This is a genomic window from Paraburkholderia aspalathi, from assembly GCF_900116445.1.
Lineage (GTDB): Bacteria > Pseudomonadota > Gammaproteobacteria > Burkholderiales > Burkholderiaceae > Paraburkholderia > Paraburkholderia aspalathi.
In genome coordinates this window covers 49,834-72,627 of sequence record NZ_FPBH01000025.1, presented here as the reverse complement: position 1 = coordinate 72,627, position 22,794 = coordinate 49,834, and the positions used below count along the sequence as shown (strand labels likewise).

The window sequence follows — 22,794 nt, the reverse complement described above, 5'->3', positions numbered from 1 at the left end:
TACTGTGCCATGACCGCAACAGCGATATCGGAGATTCCGACCATGGAAAGCGTCATCGACAGCGCCCCGACAGTGCCAGCACTGCCTTCAACCGTGATGTGCGCCGCGCCGGCCCAGGGCGAGCCGTATCTGTTGACGCCGGGACCGCTGACCACGGCGTTCTCGACCAAGGAAGCCATGCTGCGCGACTGGGGTTCGTGGGACGGCGACTTCCGCGCCATGACCGCCCAGTTACGCCGCAGCCTGCTGGAGATCGCCGGCGACACCGCCGGCGAGTACGACTGCGTACCGCTTCAGGGCAGCGGCAGCTATTGCGTCGAAGCCATGCTCGGCAGCCTGATTCCACGCGACGGTCACGCCCTGGTGCTGGCCAACGGCGCCTACGGCAAGCGCATCGCAACCACCCTCGGTTATCTCGGGCGTGCCTGCACGATGCTCGACAAGGGCGACTACCTGCCGCCGCGCGGCGCCGAAGTCGAAAGCATGCTGGACGCCGATCCGCGCATCACGCACGTGGTCGCGGTGCATTGTGAAACGAGCTCCGGGATTCTCAACCCGATCGAAGAAATCGCCGCCGCTACCGCCAAGAAAGGCCGCAAGCTGCTGATCGACTCGATGAGCGCATTCGGCGCGGTGCCGCTCGATGTGCGTCAGATTCCGTGCGAGGCGTTTGTCTCCTCGGCGAATAAATGTATCGAGGGCGTGCCCGGCTTCGGGTTTGTGATCGCTCGCAAGAGTGCGTTGCAGGAGGCCAAGGGCCGCAGCCATTCGCTCTCGCTCGACGTGTACGACCAGTGGGACGCGATGAACCGCACGGGCCAATGGCGCTTCACGCCACCGACGCATACCGTGGCCGCGTTTATCGAAGCATTGCGTCTGCACAAGCTCGAAGGCGGCCAGCCCGGCCGTCTCGCACGTTACGCGAACAATCGCGACGTGCTGGTTGCGGGCATGCAGGAACTCGGCTTCGAGCCGCTGCTGAACGCGCGTTGGCGCTCGCCGATCATCGTGACGTTTTTTGCGCCGGCGCATCCGTCGTTCAAGTTCGAACACTTCTATGAATTGATGAAGAAGCAGGGTTTCATCATCTATCCGGGCAAGCTGACGGTGGTGGATAGCTTCCGCATCGGCTGCATCGGCCAGGTGGATGAGCGTGTGATGCACCGCGTGGTGCGAGCCTGCGCGCAGTCGCTGCAAGCGATGGGGGTCGCGCATGCCGCACCGCCGGCGGCCGCGCTCGAAGAGCGCAAGACCCTGGCCGAAGCGGCTTGAGTACGGAATACAAATGCGCGGCACGTCGCGCGAGCCTTACAACTTCCAGAGAATCGAAGTAAATGAAACACGTAAAAGCAGTGATTTTCGACTGGGCCGGCACGGTGGTCGATTATGGTTCGTTGGCCCCGATGGGCGCGTTTGTCGAGACGTTCGAGCAGTTCGGCGTGTCGATCACGATCGACGAAGCACGCGGCCCGATGGGCATGGCCAAGCGCCCGCATATCGCGGCGCTGATGGCGTTGCCGCGTGTGTCGCAGGCATGGGCCGACAAGTACGGCCACAAGCCGGGCGAAGCGGACATCGACGCCGTGTACGACGTCTTCGTGCCGAAGAACATCGCGGTGGCCGCGAGCTACAGTTCGGTGATTCCGGGCGTGGCGGAAGTGGCGAGCGCGCTGCGCAGCGACGACATCAGGATCGGTACGACCACCGGCTATACGCGCGAAATCATGGCCGAGATCGTGCCGGGCGCGGCGGCTCAGGGTTTTTCGCCGGACAGTATCGTGTGTACGGGTGACACGCCGGAAGGGCGTCCGTCGCCGTACATGATCTACAAGACGTTGCCGGAACTCGGCGTGTGGCGCGCGAAGGATGCGATCAAGGTCGACGACACCGAAGTCGGCATCGAGGAAGGGATCAACGGCGGCACGTGGGCGGTGGGTGTTGCCGTGAGCGGCAATGCTTTCGGCATGGCCGAGGATGATGTCAAGGCGCTGGCGCCGGATGAATTTGCATGGCGGCGCAAGGTGGCGATTCAGAAGTTGCAGGCCGCTGGTGCGCATTATGTGATCGATAGCGTGGCGGATCTGATGCCTGTGGTGCGTGAGATTGATGCGCGGTTGGCGCGAGGTGAGCGGCCTTAAAAAGCGACAAACCCGGCAAGAGCCGGGTTTGTTGTATCTGGAGCAGGTGTTAGTCGGTACGAAGGCCGCCGCGCTGTCTGATTTGCTTCTGCGTCATGGGCCTCCCTGCGATCGTATAGTCGTGATCGAGAGAAATGGTGATCTTGCCGTACCTGTGGTCGACGCTGAGCATGACCTGCTGCCCGGGGCGGAAGCCGATGCGTTCGAGCAACGCGTCAGTGACGAGCATCCACGGAAAGGCGACGCGCCTCGCCTGCTGCTGCAGGCTGTCTGTGGCAGGTGCCCGTTCAAGTGTTGCAGAAATATTCGTTGGTGGTTCGGTGCGGGTGCGGCGTGGTTTAAGATTGATGTTAGCCATGGTCAACTCCCTTTTTGAGTTGGTTGTGGTCAGCGGGCCGTGAGTGTTGGTAGCACTCATGGCCCGCGCTTCGTTTACCTTCTGCGTTTGCCTCTCGGTTCGGTACATGCACCTTGTTGCTTCACGTCAGGCACGGTCGCGGCGCGGACGTTATGTCATGACTTCGTGTTCGATAGCCCGCTCGATGAGCTGGTTGAGACTGATCCCTTCGGCCGCAGCAGTTTCGACCGCGCGCGCATGAAGCTCGGGGTTGATGCGTGCATTGAAGCGGCCGGAGAAGTGGCGAAACGGATCGATGCCGTTCTCCTTGCAAACCTCAAGAAAAGCCGCCAGGGACCTGGAGCCCTCGGCCTTGAGAGTGGGGATATCGCTGGCGTAGAAGTCAGCACCGCCGTTCAGGCCGAGGAATTCGCCGCGCAGCATATCAGTGTCGGGGTCATACGTGACGACTGCGCGATGGTTGTCGATGGTAAGGATGTTCATGGTTTGACTCCGTTCGATTCGAGCCATTTGCGGATGCTGGCGACCGCGCCCTTGTCGGTGGTGGGGCGCGGGTGCGGGCGGTGATAGACCTGCACTTGGCCGAACAGCACAACAGCGATTCTGGAGCCCTCGCGCTCGGTGATCTTTGCGCCGAGCTCGAGGAAGAGCGCTTCGATGTCGGACCATCGCACATTGGCCGAAACGGGGCGTGCGAAGATCAGTTCAAGGGTTCGGGAATGGGCTCGCTTCATGAGGGAAAATGGTACCACAAATTGGTACTGTGGTGTGGCTATCTGAACCAGTTGGCCTCAGCGTTTGTGAACAGAGCATACAGATCAAACGCCTCGAAGGATTTACGACGATGGCCGGGGTCTACGCTGCTGTGTGAGAGCAGGGCAGGTGGTTAGCACGCACAGAAGATTTATTTTGTCTGCGTCCCTGCCGAAGATATGCTCGATTCGTTCTAATAGAACAATCCCCCATTCACACCGTTCGTGGAGCGCCATCCGATGACCTGCATCGCGCAGATTTCCGACATCCACGTCCGGCCGAAGGGTTCGTTGTATCAGGACCTGGTTGACTCGAACGCCATGCTCGCGCAGGCGATTACCGCGCTGAACGAGGTGAGACCGGCGCCTGATCTAGTCATCATTACGGGCGATCTTGTCGACGAAGGCAGGCCCGCTGAATACGCGATGGTGCGCGAACTGCTCGGCGCGCTGACGCTTCCTTACATCGTAATGCCCGGTAATCACGACAACCGTGATCATCTGCGCGAAGCGTTCGCGGATCATCCATGGCTGCCTCGCAGCGGTCCGCTGCATTTCACACGCGACGTCGGCACGGTGCGCTTGATCGCGCTGGATACCTCTGTGCCTGACAAGCATCACGGCGAACTGAACCGCGACGATCTGGCGTGGCTCGATGCGCAACTGGACGCTTGCCAGGACCGCACGGCCGTGATCGCCATGCATCATCCACCATTCATTACCGGCATACCGTATCTCGATCTTTATGGACTGCGCGATGCGGAACCGTTCGCCGCCTTGATCGCTTCGCACCCGCACGTCGATCGTGTGATCGCGGGACATGTGCATCGGTCGATGCAGACGAGGCTCGGCCCTGTGCCGGTGCTGACCTGTCCGAGCACGACGACGCAGATTGCTTTGCGTGTGGAGGCCGATGCGCAACCGGCGTCGTATCTCGAGCCGCCTGCTTTCATGCTGCATCGCTGGGTGCAGGGCAAGCCGGCCGTTTCGCATCTGAGCTATATCGGCCGGTTCGAGGGGCCGTTGCCGTTTGCGTGAAAGCGTAGCGCGGGCCGTCTGTTGGTCGTGGTCGTCAAGGAGGGTCGCTTCGGCCGCGGCGCAGAGGATCGGGATTAAGCGAGGACGGGTTGCAATCGTCTGTGGAATGAACCCGTTGCCCGCCGCTCAAGTTTCGAATTCAGATGCCGTTGACACGAGCTAGTCACTTCCGGGAACCAGCCGTGCATCTCGCTTACAGTAACGACCGTCTGTCCAGCAGGATGTTGGTTGATCCGTCCGCCGCTGGCGAACCCGAGGTGGAATCGTCGGTCATCGAATGGCTGTTGCACGACGATCAGGTGATGCGCGAATGCTTCACGCACGCGGCGGAAATTCTGAAGAGCGTGACCGGCGCGGCGATCACCGCGATCACGCTGCTCGACGAGGAGCATCAGCACTACCGGGCCGAAGTCGGCATGGCGATGCCGCTCGTGACCCGCGCGCGCTCGCTGGCCGACTACGCGGTGCGCGACGCGGACCTGTTCGTCATCGAGGATGCCCACGACGACACCCGTTTCGGCGAATGCATGCTGGTGCAGCGCCATCCCTTCGTGCGCTTTTACGCGGCGATTGCACTGCGCGCGCCGAACGGTGAGATCGTCGGCGCGCTGTGCGCGATGGACCCGGCGCCCGGCCGCCTCGATGCGTCGCAACGTGGCGTGTTTTACCACCTGCGCGCGATGATCGAAAATGATCTGAAAATGCGCACGGCCACCGCGATCGATCCGCTCACCCAGTTGTACAACCGCCGCTTCCTGCTGGAAAGCATCGCGCGCAAATGGAAAGACGCACGCGAGGGCGACGTGATGGGCTCGGTGGTGGTCGACGTCGACTGGTTCAAGCAGTACAACGACACCTACGGCCACCAGGCGGGCGACCATTGTTTGCGCAAGGTGGCTTCGGTGATGCAGGCGGCGGCCGACGGTGAGCGCATCATCGCCGGGCGCATGGGGGGCGAGGAGTTCGGCCTGCTGGTGCTGCGAGCAGAGCCGGTGACGCTTGAACGCACGCTCGAAGCGCTACGGCAGGGTGTCGAAGATCTGGCGATCGAACATCGCGCCTCGCCGCTCGGCATGGTGACGGTGAGCGTCGGCGCCTCGCTGACGCGTATGACCGAGGGATCGCGGCTGGCGCATCGCGAGGGTTTCGCGAGCGCGGACCGGGCGCTGTACCGCTCGAAACACGAAGGCAGGAATCTGGTGACGATGGCCTAGGGTAGGCCGCGTCGCAACAGCGCTGCCGTTATCAGCTTCAACCCCGCAGGCAGCGATTCGCCGAACACACGGCCTTCGTCGGCGTCATCGAGTTCCACGGTCTCGCCGACCATCGTGATCCACGCGCGCGGCGCATTGGCTGCTTCGAGTTTGCGCACCACGGCCTGGCGCGCGTCTTCCGGCAGGTCGCGCGAGCGGTCACCGGTCATGCGGGCAATCTGCACGGCGGCGAACGCTGCGGGGTCGACCTTCTTCCAGTCGAGCGCGAGGATCGTGTTCAGCCAAAGCGCCGCGACGTCCGGCGGCACGACGCTATGCGCGCTGCCATAGAACGGCCGCCGCGCACCGATGCGGCCGACCGCCCACCAGCTCTGATGATTTTCCGCGGGCTTCTTCAAGCGCGTGAGCACGGACTCGCCGAGCTCGATCTTGCGTTCGACCGGAATACGTTCAAGCGATGCGCTCAGCCGGACCATGTCGGTGAAGCCGGTTTTCGACACGTCGAAGGGCAACTTGTGACGCGATTGCGCGGCCGTTTGCAGATAGGCCATCGCGTCGAGCACGCGCAGTTGCGCGCTTTCATCGAGGCCTCCCGCAGCGCGGCGCCATAGCGTCCACCATTCCGACCAGACCTGGCTTTCGTTGACGTACTGGATGCCGTCGTCGAAGAGCGACCAGAGTTGCTCCACGCGCCATTCGTCGAGCGGATAGCCGAAGCCAGGCCGCACGCAATAGCCAGCAAGATTCAGCCACGAGCGTTCGTGATCCGCCGAGCGCCGCCGACGGCGCGCGCGTTCCCACAGCGCGCCGAAGAGTTCACGCAGCAGCGCGCTGTTCCAAGCTTCGCGAGGCCCGAGCAGCTGTTCGAGTTGCGAGCGCAGGCGTTTGATTTCTTTCGGGTCGATTTTTTGCGCGCGCGTGCCGAAGCAGCGGTCGATATGGTCGATCGCCTGGTCGAGCGCGGGGTGTCGGGCTTGCGATGCACCCGCCGCCAGGTTCACCTGAGCATCTTCGCGGCGCAACTGGAATTCGAGCAGCCAGCGCTGCGCCGGATTGTCGAGCTCGATGCAGTGCACTTCTAGCGTGCCGATTTCGGTCAGCGACGTTGCGATCTGTACGGCGGTTTCGCCGCGCGTCGTGCTCGCGCCGCGCGGTTGCACGATCGTCGCAATAGGTGGCAGCCGAACGAAATCGCCTTGTGCAAGGTCGGCAAGTTCGCCTAGTTGATAGACGGTATCCGCGCTTGAAGAGGCCAGGTGAAAGCGCACAGGGTGGCCGAGGCGCAACGCGAACGTACGGTCTTCGATCCGGATCTCGTGACCTTCTTCGGTACCGCGCGGAAGCAGGCAGATGCCGCGTTGCGTCGGTTCGGCGTCGCGTGCGCCGTCACTCGTTTCGTCCAGCACGAGGAAATAACTGCGCGCCGAGCCGCCACCGATTTTCGGCGCCTGGCCCGCGCGGGCGAGGGCATAAGCGACCGCGCCGCGCGCCACGGCGACGTCGGGATTGTCGTTGTGCAGAACGTTGAGCGCTTCGCCGCGCCACGTGCCCAAAGTGCTGGACAGGCGTTGCGCCAGCGCTTCAGCGCGGAATACGCCGCCGTTCAGTAACAGCGTGTCGGGCACCGGCAAAGGCTCGTCCTGAGCTTCACCCGCATCGGAAGGAAGCGCGGAGGAATCAGTAGCCGAACCCAGCGCCTTACGCGACTGCGCCGCGAAGCGGTTGAGAAACGCCGCGATATGACGCGTGACCGCGGCATCGGTGGCATAGGGCAGGCCGAACTCGACGATCGCACCGCGCGGCCTGCCGGGCCGTTCGTTCGATGCCACCGCCGGAAAGAAGCCGTCGACGATGATCTGCTCGACTTCCTCGCGCGTGACCTGCGCCGTGCGTGCGCCGCCGATCAACTTCGAGCCCGCGCCGAGCAGCGTGATCGAAGCCGACTCCGGCGCGTCTGGACCGAGCAGTTGTTCCTTCGCGCCGCGGCAACGCTCGACCAGTTGTGAGAGGCTCGCCGCCGACAGACGCGTGCGCTCGTTGCCCGCTTGAGGCAAACGTGCCTCGACGCGATGCGCGAGTGCGAGATCCATGTTGTCGCCGCCGAGCATCAGATGGTTGCCCACGCCGATACGCGTGAGCTCCGGCTCGCCGTCACGCATGCGGACTTCGATCAGCGTGAGGTCGGTCGTGCCGCCGCCCACGTCGCAGATCAGCACGAGTCGCGTGTCCGACAGTTCGGTCGCAAGGCTGTCGCGATGATGAAACAGCCAGTCGTAGAACGCGGCCTGCGGTTCTTCGAGCAGCCTTAATGTGGGCAGACCTGCCATGCGCGCTGCTTCCACCGTCAGCGCTCGCGCGCCTTCGTCGAAAGAAGCGGGCACCGTCAGCACGACGTCTTGCGCTTCGAGCGGCGCGTCGGGAAAGCGTTGATTCCAGGCGGCCCGCACGTGCGCCAGATAGCTCGCGCTGGCTTCGACCGGCGAGACTTTGCGGACATCGTCCGCGGCGCCCCACGGCAGGATCGGTGCGACCCGGTCCACCGACGCGTGCGACAGCCAGCTTTTCGCACTCGCCACCAACCGTCCCGGCACCTGGCCGCCGAGCGCACGCGCGAGCCTGCCGATTACTACGGGTGGATCCTGCTGACTTTCGCCAGCACGATCGACCGCGTTGTCAGGTGCGCGCCACGGCAACTGCAAATCGCCCGCACTCAGCTCGCCCGGCGCCGCGTGATACCTCACTGAAGGCAGCAACGGCCGCGCGGCGACTTCGCCGAGACTCACCAGTTGATCGATCTCGAAGACGCGAATTTCCTGCGAGCCCACCGCGGCATACGCCAGCACCGTGTTGCTGGTGCCGAGATCGATGCCGACGCTGTAGCGCTTCTGCTTCACTTCAGTCATGCATTGGCGTTGCCGCGCACGTCGAACTCGACCTTCCAACGTTCGTCGGTGCCGCGCGGCACGGCTTCGAGTTCGAGCGTGCCGGCTTCCGTCACGCGCGCATGCAGTTTCACTGGCACGACTTCACCAGCGGTGCGGCCGGCGGACGGCAGCGTTGCCTGGATTTCCTCCAGTTCCTGCAACTCCTCGGGACCCCAGAAGTCGAGCAGCGTGCCGACCTGATCCTGGCGACGCACCGACGATCCGAAGAAGCGGAAGTGCACCGGCTCGCCGACGACCAGCCCGAATTCCTGCGCCGGCAATTCGGCGTCCGTGCCTTCCTCCATGCCGAACGGCGCGACGCACAGCGCCTGCACCGGCGGCTCGAGACCGGGGACGGCGGGCATCGCCGATTCGATCGCGATGTAGTACGCGCGTGCGGTGCCGCCGCGGATACGCACGCCCTGGCCGCGCCGCACGTAGCCGTAATAAGCCGCGCCGCGCGCGACGGCGAGATCGAGATCCGCGCCTTCGAGCAGGCGTGCTTGCGGCGCACCTTCGGCACCGAGCCAGCCGTTGAGCGTGCCCATGATCCGCTCGACCAGCAGCGGCGACTTGAACACACCGCCGTTGAAGAGCACGGCAGTAGGGTGCAGGAAAGTCGCGCCTTCCGTCGTGGCGATATCGCGCAAGCCTTCGAGTTCGGCCAGCGCGCCCACCTGACGGCCAAGGAAGGCCGCCAGATGCCGCGTGATGCCCGCGTCCTGCGCATACGGCAGGCCGAGTTGCGTCAGACCGGCACGCGCGCGGCTCACTGGACGCGCCGCGCTATCCACCTGCGGGAAGAAGCCTTCGAGGATCGTCTGGGTCAACTCCGCACGCGTGAGTTCGGTGCGGATCGAACCGCCGATCAGCTTCGAGCCACGGCTCGGCACGACGAGCGGCACGGTATCGGTCGACGGGTCGCTGAGCAGCGTTTCCTTCGCCGAGCGGCAGGCATAGGTGAGGGCGCGCAGTTGCCACGCGTCGGCCTGAGTACCCTGCGCCGCAAGTTTGCGCGCGACCACGTGGGCAAGCGCCAGGTCCATGTTGTCGCCGCCGAGCAGAATGTGTTCGCCGACCGCGACGCGATGCAGTTCGAGATTGCCTTCACGCTCGATCACGGCGATCAGCGAGAGGTCAGTCGTGCCGCCGCCCACGTCGACCACGAGAATGATGTCGCCGACTTTGACCTGTTTGCGCCACTGGCCGCCGCTCTTCTGAATCCAGCTATACAGCGCGGCTTGCGGCTCTTCGAGCAAGGTCATGCGTCCGTAGCCGGCGGCTTCGGCGGCTTCGGCGGTCAACTCGCGCGCAGCCGGATCGAACGACGCAGGGATCGTCACCGTGATGTCCTGCTGGCTGAACGGCGCGTCCGGATGCGCGTGGTCCCACGCTTCGCGCAGGTGCGTCAGGTAGCGCACCGAGCTTTCGAGCGGCGACACGCGCGCGACTTCGGGCGGTGCGTCGTTCGGCAGAATCGCCGCGCGACGATCGACGCCCGGATGGCACAACCAGCTCTTGGCGCTCGACACGAGCCGGATCGGCGTGGCCGCGCCGCGGCTGCGGGCGAACTCGCCGACCGCGAATTCGCGCTGGCCGGTCCACGGCAGGTACAGATCGCCCGAGGCGAGTTCGTCCGGATGCGGCAGGTAGAGGAACGAGGGCAGCAGATCGAGATTGTCGATCGCGCCGGGTCCGGTAAGTTGTGCGACCGGCAGCACGCCTTGAGTGGTCTTTTCACCATCGCTGGCCGTGGTGTCCACGTAGGACAGCGCGCAGTGCGTGGTGCCCAGATCGATACCGATTGAGAAGCGTGCGTCGCTCATAGCTCCACCTCGGCGGGTGCGATCACCTTGGCGTTGTGGCTGTCGGTCAGCTTCGGCAGGCGCACTTCGTCGACACGCCAGCCGCGGTGGCTGATGCTGCCGTTGAACGGCGCCTTGCCGACCACGTTGCCGGTCAGGCGAATCGAGGTGGCGTCGAAACCTTCGGCCAGCGTCACGCGACTGCCTTCGGCTTCGTCGCGCACCGGACGGATCGTGAAATGCTCGCGCAGCGTCGTGCGGCAGCCGTCGTGCACGAGGCGGGCGGCGGCGCCGATGTCGGCGTCGCTATAGGCCTTGATGTCTTCTTCGACGAAATCGATGAAGCGCGCGTCGCGTTGCAGCAGACCGAGCAGTTGGAGTGCGGCGTCCGGGCTTGCTTCTTTCAGCGTGGGGGCCGGTTGCGGGGCGGGGGCCGGTGCCGCGGCGGGAGCGGGCGTGGGTGCGGGTGCTGCGCTCGCCGCAGCGGCGCCGCTGTTACGCAGACGCAGCACGCCGGCGGCGAATTCACCATCGCCGAGGATGCTGAAAAATGTACTGACGGCAAGTGAAATCCTGCCGAGGAAAGACGGGTTCGAATCGGTCATGAATGCTCCTGAGGGGCTCTGTTAAAGGACGAGCTGTCCTGGCTGCGCCGCACCCGACGAGCCCGACGTGCCTGATTGGCGTGCTGGGCGGCCGTCGTCATGCGTCATGGCGAGGGTCGGCGGCAAGCCTGCCGCCGAGGTCTGATTCATCCGGATTCGCGGCGCGTTTTGCGCGCGCAAAACCAGTATTTTGCCTTGTCGCGCGCCCGACGCGGGCAAAGGCGGGAATTCTAGCGGCTAATGGGTGGAGATTGGCGGGCGGTGGAGGCGCTCTTCCGGATGTGCACGGCGGCCCGTTTCACGCGGCGTGCGGCCCGAATTCGGCCACCACCTGATCGATAAACGCGCGCAGTTTCGGGGTGGCGCGGCTGGCCGGAAACACCAGATGCATGGGGCGTGCGGGCGCTTCGTAGCCGTTCAGCAAACGTACCAGCCTGCCCGCGGCAAGTTCGTCCTTCACCGCCACTTCGGGCGCGAGGATTACTCCGCCCCCATTAAGGGCCGCGGCCAGCAGCGCTTTCACGTCGTTGGCCTGAAAGCGGCCCGAGATCGGCACCACATGTTCGCCCTCGGCATCAGTGAAACGCCATGCGGTGTCAACCGGCAGGCTTGTATAGACGAAGCTCAGGCACTCGTGCTGCGCCAGCGCTTGCGGCGTCTGCGGCTCGCCGCGCTCGGCCACGTAACCGGGCGACGCGCAGGCAACCAGCCGGTACGGCATCAACTGCCGCGCGATCAACGACGAATCCGACAGCGAGCCGAGACGGATCGCGGCTTCATAGCCTTCGTCGATCAGATCGACGAAGCGGTCGGTCAGCGCCAACTCGACCCGTACCTCGGGATTGGCCTTCAGGTAACGCGTGATCATCGGCGCGAGACAGCAGACGCCGAAAGTCACCGGCGCCGTGATGCGCAAACGCCCGCGCGGCGAGGCAGACAGCTCCTGCGCGACGGATTCAGCCGCGTCGGCATCCGCCAGCAGCGCCTTGCAGCGTTCGTAGAAAATCTGGCCGATCTCCGTGAGGCTCTGGCGGCGCGTGGTCCGGTTGAGCAAACGCGCGCCGACGCGTTCCTCCAGCGTGCTGACATGCTTGCCGGCCATCTGCGCGGAGATGCCGAAGGCGAGCGCGGCCGCGGCGAACGAGCCGCTGTCGGCCGTTTTCACGAACACGGCCATGCTGGTCAAACGATCCATGATTCACCACTACTGGTTTCGACAGCCATCAAACTATGCCAGTTTATCCGGTTGAAGTTTTGAATCATAGTGCTTCTCACCGCTGGGCGGGCGCTCAGCCGGGCGATCTGCGGATAAACAGGAGTGTGAAACATGAAGATAGGCATTCTCGGCGCCGGTTTTCTCGGCCGCGCGATGGCGATCGTCGCGAAGAACCATGGTCATGAAGTGATGATCAGCAATTCCCGTGATCCGCGGACCTTGATCAGTACGGCCGCAGTGCTTGGCTGCGCGCTCGGTACGGCTGAAGAGGCGGCGAAGTTCGGCGATGTGGTGGTGGTAACCGTGCCCTTCAGCAACATTGGCGCGCTGCCGGTTGCGGCACTCGACGGCAAGATTGTGATCGACACGTGCAACTACTATCCCGACCGCGACGGCCACATCGAGGCGCTCGACAGTCGCTCGACGACCACCAGTCAGATGCTGGCCGCCGCGTTACCGGGTGCGAAAGTGGTCAAGGCCTTCAACGCGATTCTGGCGAGGGACCTCGAAACGGACGGCAAGCCTGCCGATGCGTCGAATCGCCGGGCTTTGCCGTTCGCCAGCAATGACGAGCAGGCCAAACACGTTGTGCGCGAGCTTCTCGATCAGTTCGGCTTCGATCCAGTCGATGCCGGCGCGCTCACCGACAGTTGGCGTTTCGAGCGTGCGAAGCCGGTCTATTGCATTCCACTGGATCGCGCGGGCATCGTCGAAGGATTGGCGGCGGCGCAGCGGGACGTCGAGTTGCCGCATGGATCGTGGCGGCATTGAGTAGCGCGTGGCGATGTGTTCCCAAAATTAAATCGATATGCGACTATGCCCTCCATGGAATCCCGTAACGTACTGTTCAACTTTCATCACCATCACGGTCGCATGCTGTTGCGCCGTGGTTCGTTACGTCCATAGCAGGGAATCGGGACTTCACTGATCCCGTTCATGCACCAACGACCAAGGCGCCCAAGGGCGCCTTTTTTTATTTCTACGCACAAGAGACCAGATATGACCATGATCCGTGGAACCCGTTTTATCGTCGGAACCGAAGCCGCACAGATTCGTGCACTCGAAAATCGCTTCCGGAGCTACCTTCATTGAAGCCGGGGCAGAGGAGGCGATCGTTCCCGCGCTGTGGGGACAAGACACCTTTATCCAGAAAGCCGGTGGCAGTGAGGTCATCGGACAGATGTGGGCTTTCCCGGACAAGAAAGGCAGACCGTGCTGTCTGATCCCGGAAGCGACAGCGCTTTTTCAGGAGCGCTGCACGGAATTACTGGGGCGGCAGACGGAGCGCATGCTGTTCTATGTCGCGCGGTGCTATCGGTATGAGCGGCCTCAGGCAGGCCGATACCGCGAATTCTCGCAACTCGGCTTCGAATATCTTTGCCCGGATCCTCAACGGGCCAGCCTGCGCAGCCAGGAGATCGTGGCGGGTTTTCTGGATTCGTTCGGACTGCGCTACGAAATCGACAGTTCGGCTCGACGCGGTCTTAGCTATTACCTGAACGGCATGGGCTTCGAGATGCGCTGCACCGAACTCGGCGCGCAACAGCAGATCGTCGGCGGTGGGGCGTATCGGGAAGGCGCGGGTTTCGGCATCGGCGCAGAACGGTTGCTGCTTGCGATGGTGGCTCAAGGGCTAGCGTAGAAGGCCGTGTAGAGATTGATCAACACGAGCCGATCTGTCGACTGAAGCGCCATGCGCTTCAGTCGACAGGATGTGGCTGCGGATTTAAGCGATGCCGGCGCCAAGAGCCGGGAACACATCGGTGAACAGCAACGTGATCAGCTGTTGTCCCGCAGGGGTGGACCAGTCCTGCGCGATTTCCGCCATGAGCGTGTTGGTGGCGGTGAGCACCACGCCCGCATCGTGCATCCGTTGACGCGAAAACTCTTCAGAAAGATCGCTAGGCGATCCCGAAGCATCCATCACTGCCTGCACGCCAAAGCCTTCGAGCGCAGCATCAATTGCCGGGAAGATCAGGCAAACGTCGGTGGTCACGCCGGCCATGATCAGGTTCTTGCGTCCCGTAGCGAGCACCGCTTCGCGGAAGTCGGGATAGGCCCATGCGTTGACGACGCCGGGGCGCTTGATTCGCGCCGCGTGCGCTTCGGGCAGAATCGCGGCGATTTCCGGAAGAATCGGCCCTTGGGCATGGTCTTCCTGACTGGACGTGATCACGACCGGCAGATTGAGAATCTTCGCCATCTTGGCCAGCGCAATCGACTGTTTCGCAGCGAGTTCGCGGTCGATGTTCTTGATCAGTTGCATCGTGCCGACCTGATGGTCGATCAGCAGCAAGGCGGTGTTGTCGGCAGTGAATCGTTCAACCTTCATGAAGTAACTCCTAAGTAGTGATGGGGCGTATGCCCCGGGTTCGTGGAGGCCTGTTACAGCCTTCCCATCTCGCCACGGTGGTAAGCGGCGGTTGCCGCGATCAGGCTCTCCTCGCTCGCAAAAGCCATAGGTCCGTTTGAAAGCACAGGCTGGTGCAGCGGTTCGCCGATGAACACGGCGACCCTGGCGCCGCCAGCAATGGCTGCTAGCTTGTGCGTCGTCGTGTCGGGCGCGGACGGCAGGATCGGAGCACCGAGGTCGTCGAGGTCAAAGCCTTCGCCATCGAGCTCCGCGCGGCCGTGGATCGGCATGAAGAAGGCGCGCTCGCTCGCGGCCACCGGCAGCGCCAGCTCAGCGCCGGCCTTCAGCGTGATGTCCAGCAAGGTGACCTGCGTCGGCGGTGTCAGCGGGGAGCGCATGCCGTCAAAACTGCCCAATGGAACGCGGACGCGAACACCGGGGCGCTCCACCACCGGCACGTCCTCAGGGGCGAGGCTCAGCGCGAACGGCGCCGCATCCTGCTTTGCCTGCGGGAGATTGACGAAGATTTGCAGCAGGTGAGTGGTACTCCCCCGCACTGCGGGATTTTCTTCATGGACCACACCCCGTCCTGCAGCAGTCCAATGCAGGCCGCCCGGTTCGATCAGCGTGCTGTTACCGAGCGAATCGCGGTTGGCAATGCCTGTCTCCGAGTCGAGGAACAGGTAAGTCACCGCGGAGAAACCGGCGTGCGGATGCGGCGGGAAGGTGGGCGCACTCATCCAGGCGTGGTCGATACCCATGAAGGGATCGAGTTGCGAGGGATCGGAACCATGCAGGCGGTACGCGCGGAAATGGCTTCCCCGATTGGCGCGCTGCATGCGGGCGATGGCGGTTGACATGGCCCGGTCCTCAGACGTTACCGGCCGCACTCGGCGCGAAGTGATCGACGCTTGCACCGAACAGGGCGACGTGGGTGAAAAGCTGACGCATCTTGTGCTCCTCAGTGGTGACGTGTTCATCAGATGTGGTCATCATCCGGAAAACCGTAGGTGGGATAAAGATGGCAAAATGGAAATCATTGAGCCATTTTTGGAGCAGTGAGGTGGAGTTTCTGAACGACATGGCGCTGTTCGTCGAGGTGGTCAAGGCGAAGAGCTTTCGCCGCGCGGCCGAGGCAATCGGGGTGCCCAACTCGACGCTGTCGCGCCGGATCAGTGCACTGGAGAAGGCAATCGGATTGCGCCTTCTGCATCGGACTACGCGCAAGATCGAGCCGACCGAAGCCGGTCAGCTCTACTTCGAACGCGCGAGGCGCATCGTGGAAGAGGCGCGGCTTGCGCACGAGCAGCTCGGTGAGATGCTGGCGCAGCCAGTTGGCGTGTTACACGCGTCGTTGCCGGTCGATTTCGCGAATATTTTTCTCGCGCCTTTGCTCGCGGAATTCGCCCGGCGCTATCCGGGCATCAGCTTCGAGTTTGACCTCACGCCGCGTCGCGTCGACCTGGTCACCGAACCCGTCGATGTCGCGATTCGCATGGGCGAGCCGCCGAGCTCGAATCTGATCGCGCGACAGCTCGCTCGTTTGCCGCGGTATCTCTATGCATCGCCGCGCTATGTCGAACTTTATGGTGAGCCAGGTGAGCCGGCCGATCTCTTGCGGCACGAGTGCTTGCGTCTCAAGCCGGCGGAAGTCGCCGGATGGAGTCTTCATCGGGGAAAGGAAACGGTCGAGATTGCAGTAGGCGGCCGGTTTTTGCTTAACAGCGTCGGCATGATCCGGCGACTGGCGACGCTCGATCTCGGCATTGCCGTGCTGCCTGAAGAAATCGCGGCCGATGATGTCGCTGCCGGGCTGTTGCATCGGGTGATGCCAGAGTGGCAAGCGCCGTCTGTTCCCGTCTACGCCATCACCGAGACGCGGTTGCTGCCCGCGAAGACACAACGTTTCATCGAGTTCTTGCGCGAACATCTGGGGGCGTGAATAGGCCGGAGCATGACCGGCCACATTCCCAACGTTCGATCTAACTCATCGCATCGAGCAATCCATACCACGCAACCCCAGCGCTGATATAAAAGCGCTGAAGCGCGTGCAGCGGGATCCGCCGGATCGATGTCGGCGGCAACGGCAGTCCACGCGTCGCGCCTGCCAGATGCGCAGCGAGGTGCTTGCCGAGCGTCGTGGCCATCGCGATCCCGCGGCCGTTGTAGCCTAGCGCGATTGTCAGTCCCGCTGCGGGCAGATGAACATGCGGCAGGAAATCCCGCGTGATGGCGATGCGTCCGGCCCAGCGATACTCGTACTCGACGTCCAACAGTTGCGGGTACAACAATCTGGCGGCGCGTTCGAGGTGCGCCCAGTCCGCCGCACCGCGTGGTTCGCGAAAAGGTCCGCGGCCGCCAATCAACAGGCGGCCTTCGCTGTCGCGCCGGAAGTACAGCAGCAAGCGCCGCGAATCCGACGCCACTTCACGCCCGGGCAGTATGCTTTCGCTGATCTTCGCGGCGAGCGGCTTCGTCGCCACGATGAAGCTGTTCGCCGCGATCACCGACTGCGCGATCCCCGGCCACAGCGAATCGCTGTATCCATTGGTTGCAAGCAGGACCTGACGCGCGTCGATAGCCGGTCCGTGAGCCGTGTGAATGCGCCATCCATCGGCGCGCTGTTCGAGACGGCTCGCGACCGTCGTGCCGTGAATCGCCACGCCACGCGCGAGGGCCGCGCGCGCCAGTCCCCGCGCGTAGCTGAGCGGTTGCACGCTGCCCGCGCGGCGGTCCACCCAGCCCCCGACAAACGCCTCCGTGCCGAGCCGCTGCGCAATCTGCGCGCGATCAAGTAACTCGACGCGCGCGCCACGCGATTCCCACTGGCGCGCCCGCGCATGCAGCGTATCGAGCAGTCTGGTCGAATGCGTGGGCTGAATCCAGCCGGCGCGTGTCGCATCGCATGCGATGCTGTGGCGCTCGATCAGATCGAACACCGTGTCGGCTGCGCCGCCCGCCATCCTGACGAGCGCGTCGCCATCCTCCGGGCCAAACCGGCGCAAGAGTTCGTCGGGGTCGTACTTGAGACCCGGGATCACCTGTCCGCCATTGCGTCCCGATGCGCCCCAGCCCGGCTCGTTCGCATCGATCACGCAGACGTCCACACCGAGTTCGCTCAAATGCAGCGCCGTGGATAAGCCCGTGTAACCCGCGCCCACAATCGCCACCTGAACACGCTTCGGTGCATCGAGCGGCGGCGTGCGCACCGCGGCCTCAGCGGTGGCAGCCCAGAGCGAGGGCGGCAACGGCTGGCCTGCTTCTACTGACTTCATTGAGCGATTCCATTCGACGTGGGCGTGAGCATGCGGCGCAGAAAATCGCGCGTGCGCGGATGAGTCGGCCGCTCGAGCAGATCGGCTGCCGCGCCTTCCTCGCAAATGGTGCCGTCGTACAGAAAGCACACGCGATCGGCTACTTCGCGTGCGAAGCCCATCTCGTGCGTGACGACGATCATCGTCATGCCGTCGTTCGCGAGTTGCCGCATCACGCCGAGCACTTCGCCGACGAGTTCCGGATCGAGCGCGGAAGTCGGTTCGTCGAACAGAATGGCTTTCGGCTCCATCGCCAGAGCACGCGCAATGGCGACGCGCTGTTGCTGGCCGCCCGAAAGCTCCGCTGGATACGCGTCCATCCGGTGCGCGAGGCCAACCTTGTCGAGCAAATGCCGCGCTTTCTTGCGCGCCGCATCGCCGGCTTCCTTTTTCACATAGTGCGGCCCTTCGCAGACGTTCTCCAGCGCCGTGCGATGCGGAAACAGATTGAAGCGCTGAAACACCATGCCGACCTGCGTGCGCAACTCATGGATGTGCTTCGACCTGGCGTCGACGCGCGCGCCTTCGACAGTGATCGTGCCCGCGTCGTAGGTTTCGAGACCGTTGATGCAGCGCAGGAGCGTCGACTTGCCCGAGCCCGACGGCCCGATCAGACAGACGACCTGGCCGGCTTCGACGTTGAGGCTGACGCCCTTGAGCACCTCCTGATCGTGGAAGCGCTTGTGAATGGATTGAACTTCGATCATCGCTTTCCCTTCTGACCGAGACGGCGCTCGAGGCGCCGCAAGCCGTAGACGAGCGGCAGGCTGAGCGCGAGATAGAGCAGCGCGACGAGCGTGAATACCGTCATGTTCTGGAATGTCGACGACGCAATCAGCTGGCCGGCCCGCGTCATTTCCGCGACGGTGATGGTCGACGCCAGCGACGAGTCCTTCAGCATCATCACGAGCGTGTTGCCATACGGCGGCAGGGCGATTCGAAACGCTTGCGGCAGGATCACGCGGCGCATGATCAGCGGGCTACGCATGCCGATGGATTGCGCGGCTTCGATCTGGCCGTGGTCGATTGCCTGAATGCCGGCGCGAAAGTTTTCCGCCTGATACGCCGAGTAGGCAACGCCTAGCCCGATGAAACCCGCCTGGAACGCGCTCAACTGCACGCCGAGATCGGGCAGCACAAAGTAGATGTAGAACAGCTGCACGATGATCGGCAGGCCGCGAATCACGTTGATGAACGTGGCCGCCGCGTTCGAGAGCACCTTGTTCGACGACACGCGCATGAGCGCCAGCACGAGCCCGAGGAGCGTACTGAGAACGAACGCGCAGAAGGTGATCTCGACAGTGACGACCGCGCCTTTCAGCAGGATCGGCAGGAAGTCGAGCGCATTCTGGATGAACATGACGTGATCTCCTCAGGCAGCGAGCCGCGTCATTCCACCTGCCACTTCTTGATGATCTGCGTGAGCGTGCCGTCTGCCTTGATCTTGCGGATACCGGCGTTCAGCTTCTCCAGCGTTGCGTTATCGCCCTTGCGCACCACGAAGCACAGTTGGCCCTTCACGCTCGGCTGATAACCGTCGACGAGCCGCAACTGCGGGTTCGGGTTCTTCTGCAACTGGTACGCGATGATCGGATGGTCGCCGAAGCCTGCCTTGATGCGGCCGAGCGCGACGTCGCGCATGATGTCCGCGACCGAGTCGTACGTGCGCACTTCCTTGAAGATGCCTTTCTTGTTCAGCGCGTCGACGAAGGCGGTGCCCACTTGCGCGCCGACCACTTCGCCCTTGAGATCGTCCATCGACGTGTACTTGCCCTTGTCGTCGGCGCGCACGATCAGACCTTCGCCATACGAATAGACCGTGTCGGAGAAGTCGACGACCTGCTCGCGGGCCGGCGTCTTCAGCATGGCGGCGGAGATCACGTCGATCTTCTTCGTGGTGAGCGACGGGATCAGCGCGGAGAAGGTGGTCTGTTCCACCTTCACGTCGAAACCGGCGGCCTTGCCGGTTGCGGTGATCGCATCGACCAGCAGACCCTGGATCGAGTTGCTTTTCACGTCGAGGAAGGTGAACGGCACGCCGGTGGCCGTCGCGCCGACCGTGTACTCAGGCTCGGCGGCCGCCATGGCCGGCGTTGCTGCGAGGACCAACAGCGCGACGGCTGCGCCGGCGATGCGCTTGACTAACTGGATCATGAGATTCTCCACGACGGTGACGGACTACGATTGAGGAATCGGTGGCTGGTTTGACTTCATCATATTCGAGTCAAAAATATCGATTAACATTATTTGCGTATCGATATTCGATATGCTAACGTCAATGCATCACGATCACCATTGGGTATTTCCATGAGCGGCAAAGGGGTGGAGCAGGCAAGCGAGAGCGAAGCGCCGGGCGAAGTGCCGGACGCGCTCTTCAATCAATCGCTGGAAAAAGGCATCGCAGTGCTGCGCGCATTCAGCGCGCAACGCCGGACCATGAGCCTGCCGGAAGTGGCCGAGGCGACTTCGATCACGAAGAGTTCAGCGCAACGGATGATCTACACGCTGGAGAAGCTCGGTTACGTGCGCAAACATCCCCGCACGAAGCGCTATCAGCTGACCCCGCGTGTCGTGCAGATTGGGTTCAACTACCTCGCGGCGGATACGCTCATCGATGTGGCCAATCCGTTCCTTTCCGAGCTCACGAACGTGACGGGCGAGACGACCAGCCTGACCGAGCCGGACGGCGCGGAGATGCTGTACGTCGCGCGTTTTGTCTGCATGAAGTTCGTGCCGATTCACATGCCGATAGGCAGCCGCATTCCGATGTACTGCACGGCATCAGGCCGCGCCTATCTGAGCGCGCTGCCGGACGACGAAGTGCGCACGCTGCTCGAGGCGAACGACCGTGTCGCGCATACGCAGTACACGGTGACGGACATCGGCGAGATCGAAGCGCTGCTCGGGGAAGCGCGCCGCAGGGGTTATACGTCGAACCGTGAGGAACTGTTCATCGGCGACATGACGATTGCGGCGCCCGTGCTGGATGGTGAAAGACGACCCGTGGCGTCGGTGCATGTGGTCGCGCCGACCAGTCGCTGGACGCTAGCTGATGCCGAGCAGCGCCTCGCACCCGCGGTGATCGATTGCGCGCGTGGCATCAGCAATTCGATCAGGACGCTGGGTTGACCTATCCGTGCAGTTCGCCGACAAGGCGGGAAAGGCGCGCAATGCGATGGCGGTACATCGGCGCCTGCGGGGAGTTTTTCAGATGTTCGACGCGGTCGCGCCAGTAGGTCGGCGGAAAAGGTTTTTGCGGCGCGCATGCCACTACGCGTTCAAGATGAACGAGTTCGCTTTCGAAAAGATGGTGGTGCATTGTTCGATTTCCCCGTGGATGGCCAGTCTGGTCCGTTCGCGACGCCGCTAACTATCTGACACCGCTCAGGGCTTCTAAAGCAGATTCTCGTCCGCGCGGTGGACTGCGCGGTAATGCAATGCAACGCAACGCAAAAAGACCGCTTACCTGGCTATCCGGAAAAACCTGTGGGGTGGCCGGGTGCGTGAGTGCCGCAACGTGCTTCACGCAGGATCGGTCGATGTGCCGCGATTGACGCGGACAAATTAAAAGGGCGGGCCGCCGCTGCTTGTCCCCGCAAAGGGAGGCAACGACGGCCGAACCTCGGAGCGGCCCGCCTGATGCATAGCCAGGCGGATTCCACCATGTCGGTTTTACGCATTGCAACGATCTTCTCTACGGAAGTATTCGGTTGCCGCGTGCCGACACACAACAGTTACAGCTACAACAACAGCACAGCCCTCTCTCAAACTGCCGCCAGCGACTTGGTATCGTTGGCGTTGATCGCGCGTCAAACATGGTTCGGATCACTAACCACAGGATCGTGACGATTCACGGCGATCCCTCGATCAGCAACGTCGGCGATCCGCAAACAAACAGGACGTCGCCAGACGTCGGTGCGTCGAACACATTGCAGCGCGCGATCTTTTTTGGTCCCTCAGGCTCCCCGGCTTGTCTGGCAGGTTTATTGCACGTTCTGGGTACTACTGCAGCCTTGGTGGTCGTTTTTATCGGTCGGTGGCGGCCATCAACCGTATATAAGCAATCAATGTGCCATGCTGCGAAGCCGCATGGCAGCGGGAATGTCGAAACGTTTCAGTCGCGGCATTGGACAGTCTCGTCCATGCGCACGCCCGGAAGTGGACGATTTCGTCCAATCGGCAAATCGTGGCGCATTGAAGGACTAATTCGTCCGTATGACGACGAACCCGGCGAGTCGGCAGGAAGGCGTGTGGGGAAGAGGCTGATTGAGGCGAGAACATCCGGCGCCGCGCGGCAATCGCGCGCCGCGCCGGATGGACAGACAGGCAGGGAAGGCAGTGCTGCTTACGACTGGAGGCTGACCTTGCTATAGGTCAACCGGCTGGGGCGCACCTGCATACGCACCAATGACACGAGGAAGCTGAACCCGGCCTGATTCGGATCGATCACCGGCACATAGGCGCCCAGTTCCTTGGTGAGCAACTGGGAGACGCGGCTCGCGACATCCACGAAACCGGTGCACCCGAGCAGAATGGACTGCGCGCCGTCCTTCTTGATCGCCTTCAGCGCCGCTTCGAAGGTGCGAATGACCACCACATCGACGTCGTCGAGTTGCGCGACGGGGCAGTTGATCGCACGGATCGACGCGAACGAGTCCTGGATGCCATAGGTCTGCGGATGACCGCGCTGCATAGCGAGCGTGCTTTGCAGGATCGTGACGATCGAGAAGCGCTGGCTGAGCGCGAGCGCCGTAAAGGCCGTAGCGGGAAAGCCGCCGATGATCGGAATGTCGATCACCTCGCGCGCGGCTTCAACGCCGCACATATCGAAGTCGGTCAGCCAGATCCCGTCAAAACCGTCGTTTGCGATTGCTTGCGCAAGTTCGACCACCGGCATGCCGTTCTGCAGCCAGTTCGTGCGGTTCTCGATATCGGGGTGCCCCTGCGTGATGTTGCGGATCTCGACCTGGACGTCCGGCGGCACGACCGGTGCGATTGCCTTCAGGATGCGCTCGTTGTATTGCGACGTGGCGACGGGCACGAGCACACAGATGCGCAGAGTGGGATTCAAAGGCGT

The 22,794-nt window shown here is 63.1% G+C and carries 23 protein-coding genes; 8 read left to right on the top strand and 15 right to left on the bottom strand.

Going from position 1 to position 22,794, the window contains the following annotated elements; all coding sequences use genetic code 11:
* The first annotated feature begins 42 nt into the window (after positions 1–42).
* Together BM438_RS31165 and phnX are read left to right on the top strand one after the other, a co-directional pair.
* Entirely contained in the window at positions 43–1,272 is a 1,230-nt protein-coding gene (locus BM438_RS31165) for a 2-aminoethylphosphonate--pyruvate transaminase (RefSeq protein WP_093642752.1), read from the top strand.
* Positions 1,273–1,334: 62 nt separating this feature from the next.
* Positions 1,335–2,138 (top strand): phosphonoacetaldehyde hydrolase, encoded by an 804-nt coding sequence (phnX, locus tag BM438_RS31160; RefSeq protein ID WP_093642749.1) that lies wholly within the window; start codon positions 1,335–1,337, stop codon positions 2,136–2,138.
* 49 nt (positions 2,139–2,187) lie between these two features.
* Here phnX and BM438_RS31155 read toward each other — a convergent pair whose 3' ends face one another.
* The 3 genes from BM438_RS31155 to BM438_RS31145 all read right to left on the bottom strand — a co-directional run bounded on the left by BM438_RS31155 (position 2,188) and on the right by BM438_RS31145 (position 3,230).
* Complete coding sequence (locus BM438_RS31155) at positions 2,188–2,496, bottom strand: hypothetical protein (RefSeq protein WP_143131795.1); 309 nt, start codon at positions 2,494–2,496, stop codon at positions 2,188–2,190.
* 150 nt (positions 2,497–2,646) lie between these two features.
* Complete coding sequence (locus BM438_RS31150) at positions 2,647–2,979, bottom strand: type II toxin-antitoxin system HicB family antitoxin (protein ID WP_200622173.1); 333 nt, start codon at positions 2,977–2,979, stop codon at positions 2,647–2,649.
* Positions 2,976–3,230: a type II toxin-antitoxin system HicA family toxin gene (locus tag BM438_RS31145; RefSeq protein ID WP_093642740.1), complete on the bottom strand. Its 255-nt coding sequence runs from the start codon at positions 3,228–3,230 to the stop codon at positions 2,976–2,978. The genes BM438_RS31150 and BM438_RS31145 overlap by 4 nt, the downstream gene beginning before the upstream one ends.
* A 258-nt stretch (positions 3,231–3,488) precedes the next feature.
* Between BM438_RS31145 and BM438_RS31140 the strand changes: the two genes are divergently transcribed.
* Complete coding sequence (locus BM438_RS31140) at positions 3,489–4,286, top strand: phosphodiesterase (RefSeq protein ID WP_093642737.1); 798 nt, start codon at positions 3,489–3,491, stop codon at positions 4,284–4,286.
* 182 nt (positions 4,287–4,468) lie between these two features.
* Entirely contained in the window at positions 4,469–5,500 is a 1,032-nt protein-coding gene (locus BM438_RS31135; protein WP_244179502.1) for a diguanylate cyclase, read from the top strand.
* Here BM438_RS31135 and BM438_RS31130 read toward each other — a convergent pair.
* The 4 genes from BM438_RS31130 to BM438_RS31115 all read right to left on the bottom strand — a co-directional run bounded on the left by BM438_RS31130 (position 5,497) and on the right by BM438_RS31115 (position 12,029).
* Positions 5,497–8,403 carry an Hsp70 family protein gene (locus BM438_RS31130; protein ID WP_093642731.1) on the bottom strand — a complete coding sequence of 969 codons (2,907 nt, stop codon included), beginning with the start codon at positions 8,401–8,403 and terminating at the stop codon, positions 5,497–5,499. The two genes, BM438_RS31135 and BM438_RS31130, sit on opposite strands and share 4 nt — an antisense overlap.
* Positions 8,400–10,250, bottom strand: a complete 1,851-nt coding sequence (locus BM438_RS31125) for an Hsp70 family protein (RefSeq protein WP_093642727.1) — start codon at positions 10,248–10,250, stop codon at positions 8,400–8,402. The genes BM438_RS31130 and BM438_RS31125 overlap by 4 nt, the downstream gene beginning before the upstream one ends.
* Positions 10,247–10,834 carry a DUF2760 domain-containing protein gene (locus BM438_RS31120; protein WP_093642724.1) on the bottom strand — a complete coding sequence of 196 codons (588 nt, stop codon included), beginning with the start codon at positions 10,832–10,834 and terminating at the stop codon, positions 10,247–10,249. Before BM438_RS31120 ends, BM438_RS31125 begins: the two co-directional genes overlap by 4 nt.
* Before the next feature lie 298 nt (positions 10,835–11,132).
* On the bottom strand, positions 11,133–12,029 hold the full coding sequence (locus BM438_RS31115; RefSeq protein WP_093642722.1) for a LysR family transcriptional regulator: 897 nt from the start codon (positions 12,027–12,029) through the stop codon (positions 11,133–11,135).
* 132 nt (positions 12,030–12,161) lie between these two features.
* Between BM438_RS31115 and BM438_RS31110 the strand changes: the two genes are divergently transcribed.
* Both BM438_RS31110 and BM438_RS31105 read left to right on the top strand, forming a co-directional pair.
* Entirely contained in the window at positions 12,162–12,821 is a 660-nt protein-coding gene (locus tag BM438_RS31110; RefSeq protein WP_093642719.1) for an NADPH-dependent F420 reductase, read from the top strand.
* 283 nt (positions 12,822–13,104) lie between these two features.
* Complete coding sequence (locus BM438_RS31105; RefSeq protein WP_093642984.1) at positions 13,105–13,692, top strand: ATP phosphoribosyltransferase regulatory subunit; 588 nt, start codon at positions 13,105–13,107, stop codon at positions 13,690–13,692.
* A gap of 84 nt (positions 13,693–13,776) precedes the next feature.
* Here the strand turns inward: BM438_RS31105 and BM438_RS31100 are convergent, their stop codons facing one another.
* From BM438_RS31100 to BM438_RS45030, 3 genes are read right to left on the bottom strand one after another with little or no spacing between them, the layout of a single operon-like run.
* Positions 13,777–14,382 (bottom strand): isochorismatase family protein, encoded by a 606-nt coding sequence (locus BM438_RS31100; protein WP_093642717.1) that lies wholly within the window; start codon positions 14,380–14,382, stop codon positions 13,777–13,779.
* A gap of 53 nt (positions 14,383–14,435) precedes the next feature.
* Complete coding sequence (locus tag BM438_RS31095; RefSeq protein WP_093642714.1) at positions 14,436–15,263, bottom strand: pirin family protein; 828 nt, start codon at positions 15,261–15,263, stop codon at positions 14,436–14,438.
* 10 nt (positions 15,264–15,273) lie between these two features.
* Entirely contained in the window at positions 15,274–15,486 is a 213-nt protein-coding gene (locus BM438_RS45030; protein ID WP_143131794.1) for a hypothetical protein, read from the bottom strand.
* Here BM438_RS45030 and BM438_RS31085 point away from each other — a divergent pair.
* Entirely contained in the window at positions 15,467–16,345 is an 879-nt protein-coding gene (locus BM438_RS31085) for a LysR family transcriptional regulator (RefSeq protein WP_093642709.1), read from the top strand. The genes BM438_RS45030 and BM438_RS31085 overlap by 20 nt on opposite strands.
* A 40-nt stretch (positions 16,346–16,385) precedes the next feature.
* Here the strand turns inward: BM438_RS31085 and BM438_RS31080 are convergent, their stop codons facing one another.
* From BM438_RS31080 to BM438_RS31065, 4 genes are read right to left on the bottom strand one after another with little or no spacing between them, the layout of a single operon-like run.
* Positions 16,386–17,678, bottom strand: coding sequence for an NAD(P)/FAD-dependent oxidoreductase (locus BM438_RS31080; protein ID WP_093642706.1), 1,293 nt, complete (start codon positions 17,676–17,678; stop codon positions 16,386–16,388).
* Positions 17,675–18,424, bottom strand: coding sequence for an amino acid ABC transporter ATP-binding protein (locus BM438_RS31075; protein WP_093642703.1), 750 nt, complete (start codon positions 18,422–18,424; stop codon positions 17,675–17,677). The genes BM438_RS31080 and BM438_RS31075 overlap by 4 nt, the downstream gene beginning before the upstream one ends.
* Entirely contained in the window at positions 18,421–19,077 is a 657-nt protein-coding gene (locus BM438_RS31070; protein WP_093642700.1) for an amino acid ABC transporter permease, read from the bottom strand. Before BM438_RS31070 ends, BM438_RS31075 begins: the two co-directional genes overlap by 4 nt.
* A 29-nt stretch (positions 19,078–19,106) precedes the next feature.
* Positions 19,107–19,871: a substrate-binding periplasmic protein gene (locus tag BM438_RS31065; RefSeq protein WP_054041519.1), complete on the bottom strand. Its 765-nt coding sequence runs from the start codon at positions 19,869–19,871 to the stop codon at positions 19,107–19,109.
* A gap of 153 nt (positions 19,872–20,024) precedes the next feature.
* Between BM438_RS31065 and BM438_RS31060 the strand changes: the two genes are divergently transcribed.
* Positions 20,025–20,846, top strand: coding sequence for an IclR family transcriptional regulator (locus BM438_RS31060; RefSeq protein ID WP_093642697.1), 822 nt, complete (start codon positions 20,025–20,027; stop codon positions 20,844–20,846).
* A gap of 1,216 nt (positions 20,847–22,062) precedes the next feature.
* On the opposite strand, the gene BM438_RS31050 is transcribed toward BM438_RS31060, so the two are convergent.
* Positions 22,063–22,788, bottom strand: a complete 726-nt coding sequence (locus BM438_RS31050; RefSeq protein ID WP_093642981.1) for an aspartate/glutamate racemase family protein — start codon at positions 22,786–22,788, stop codon at positions 22,063–22,065.
* Positions 22,789–22,794: the final 6 nt, after the last annotated feature.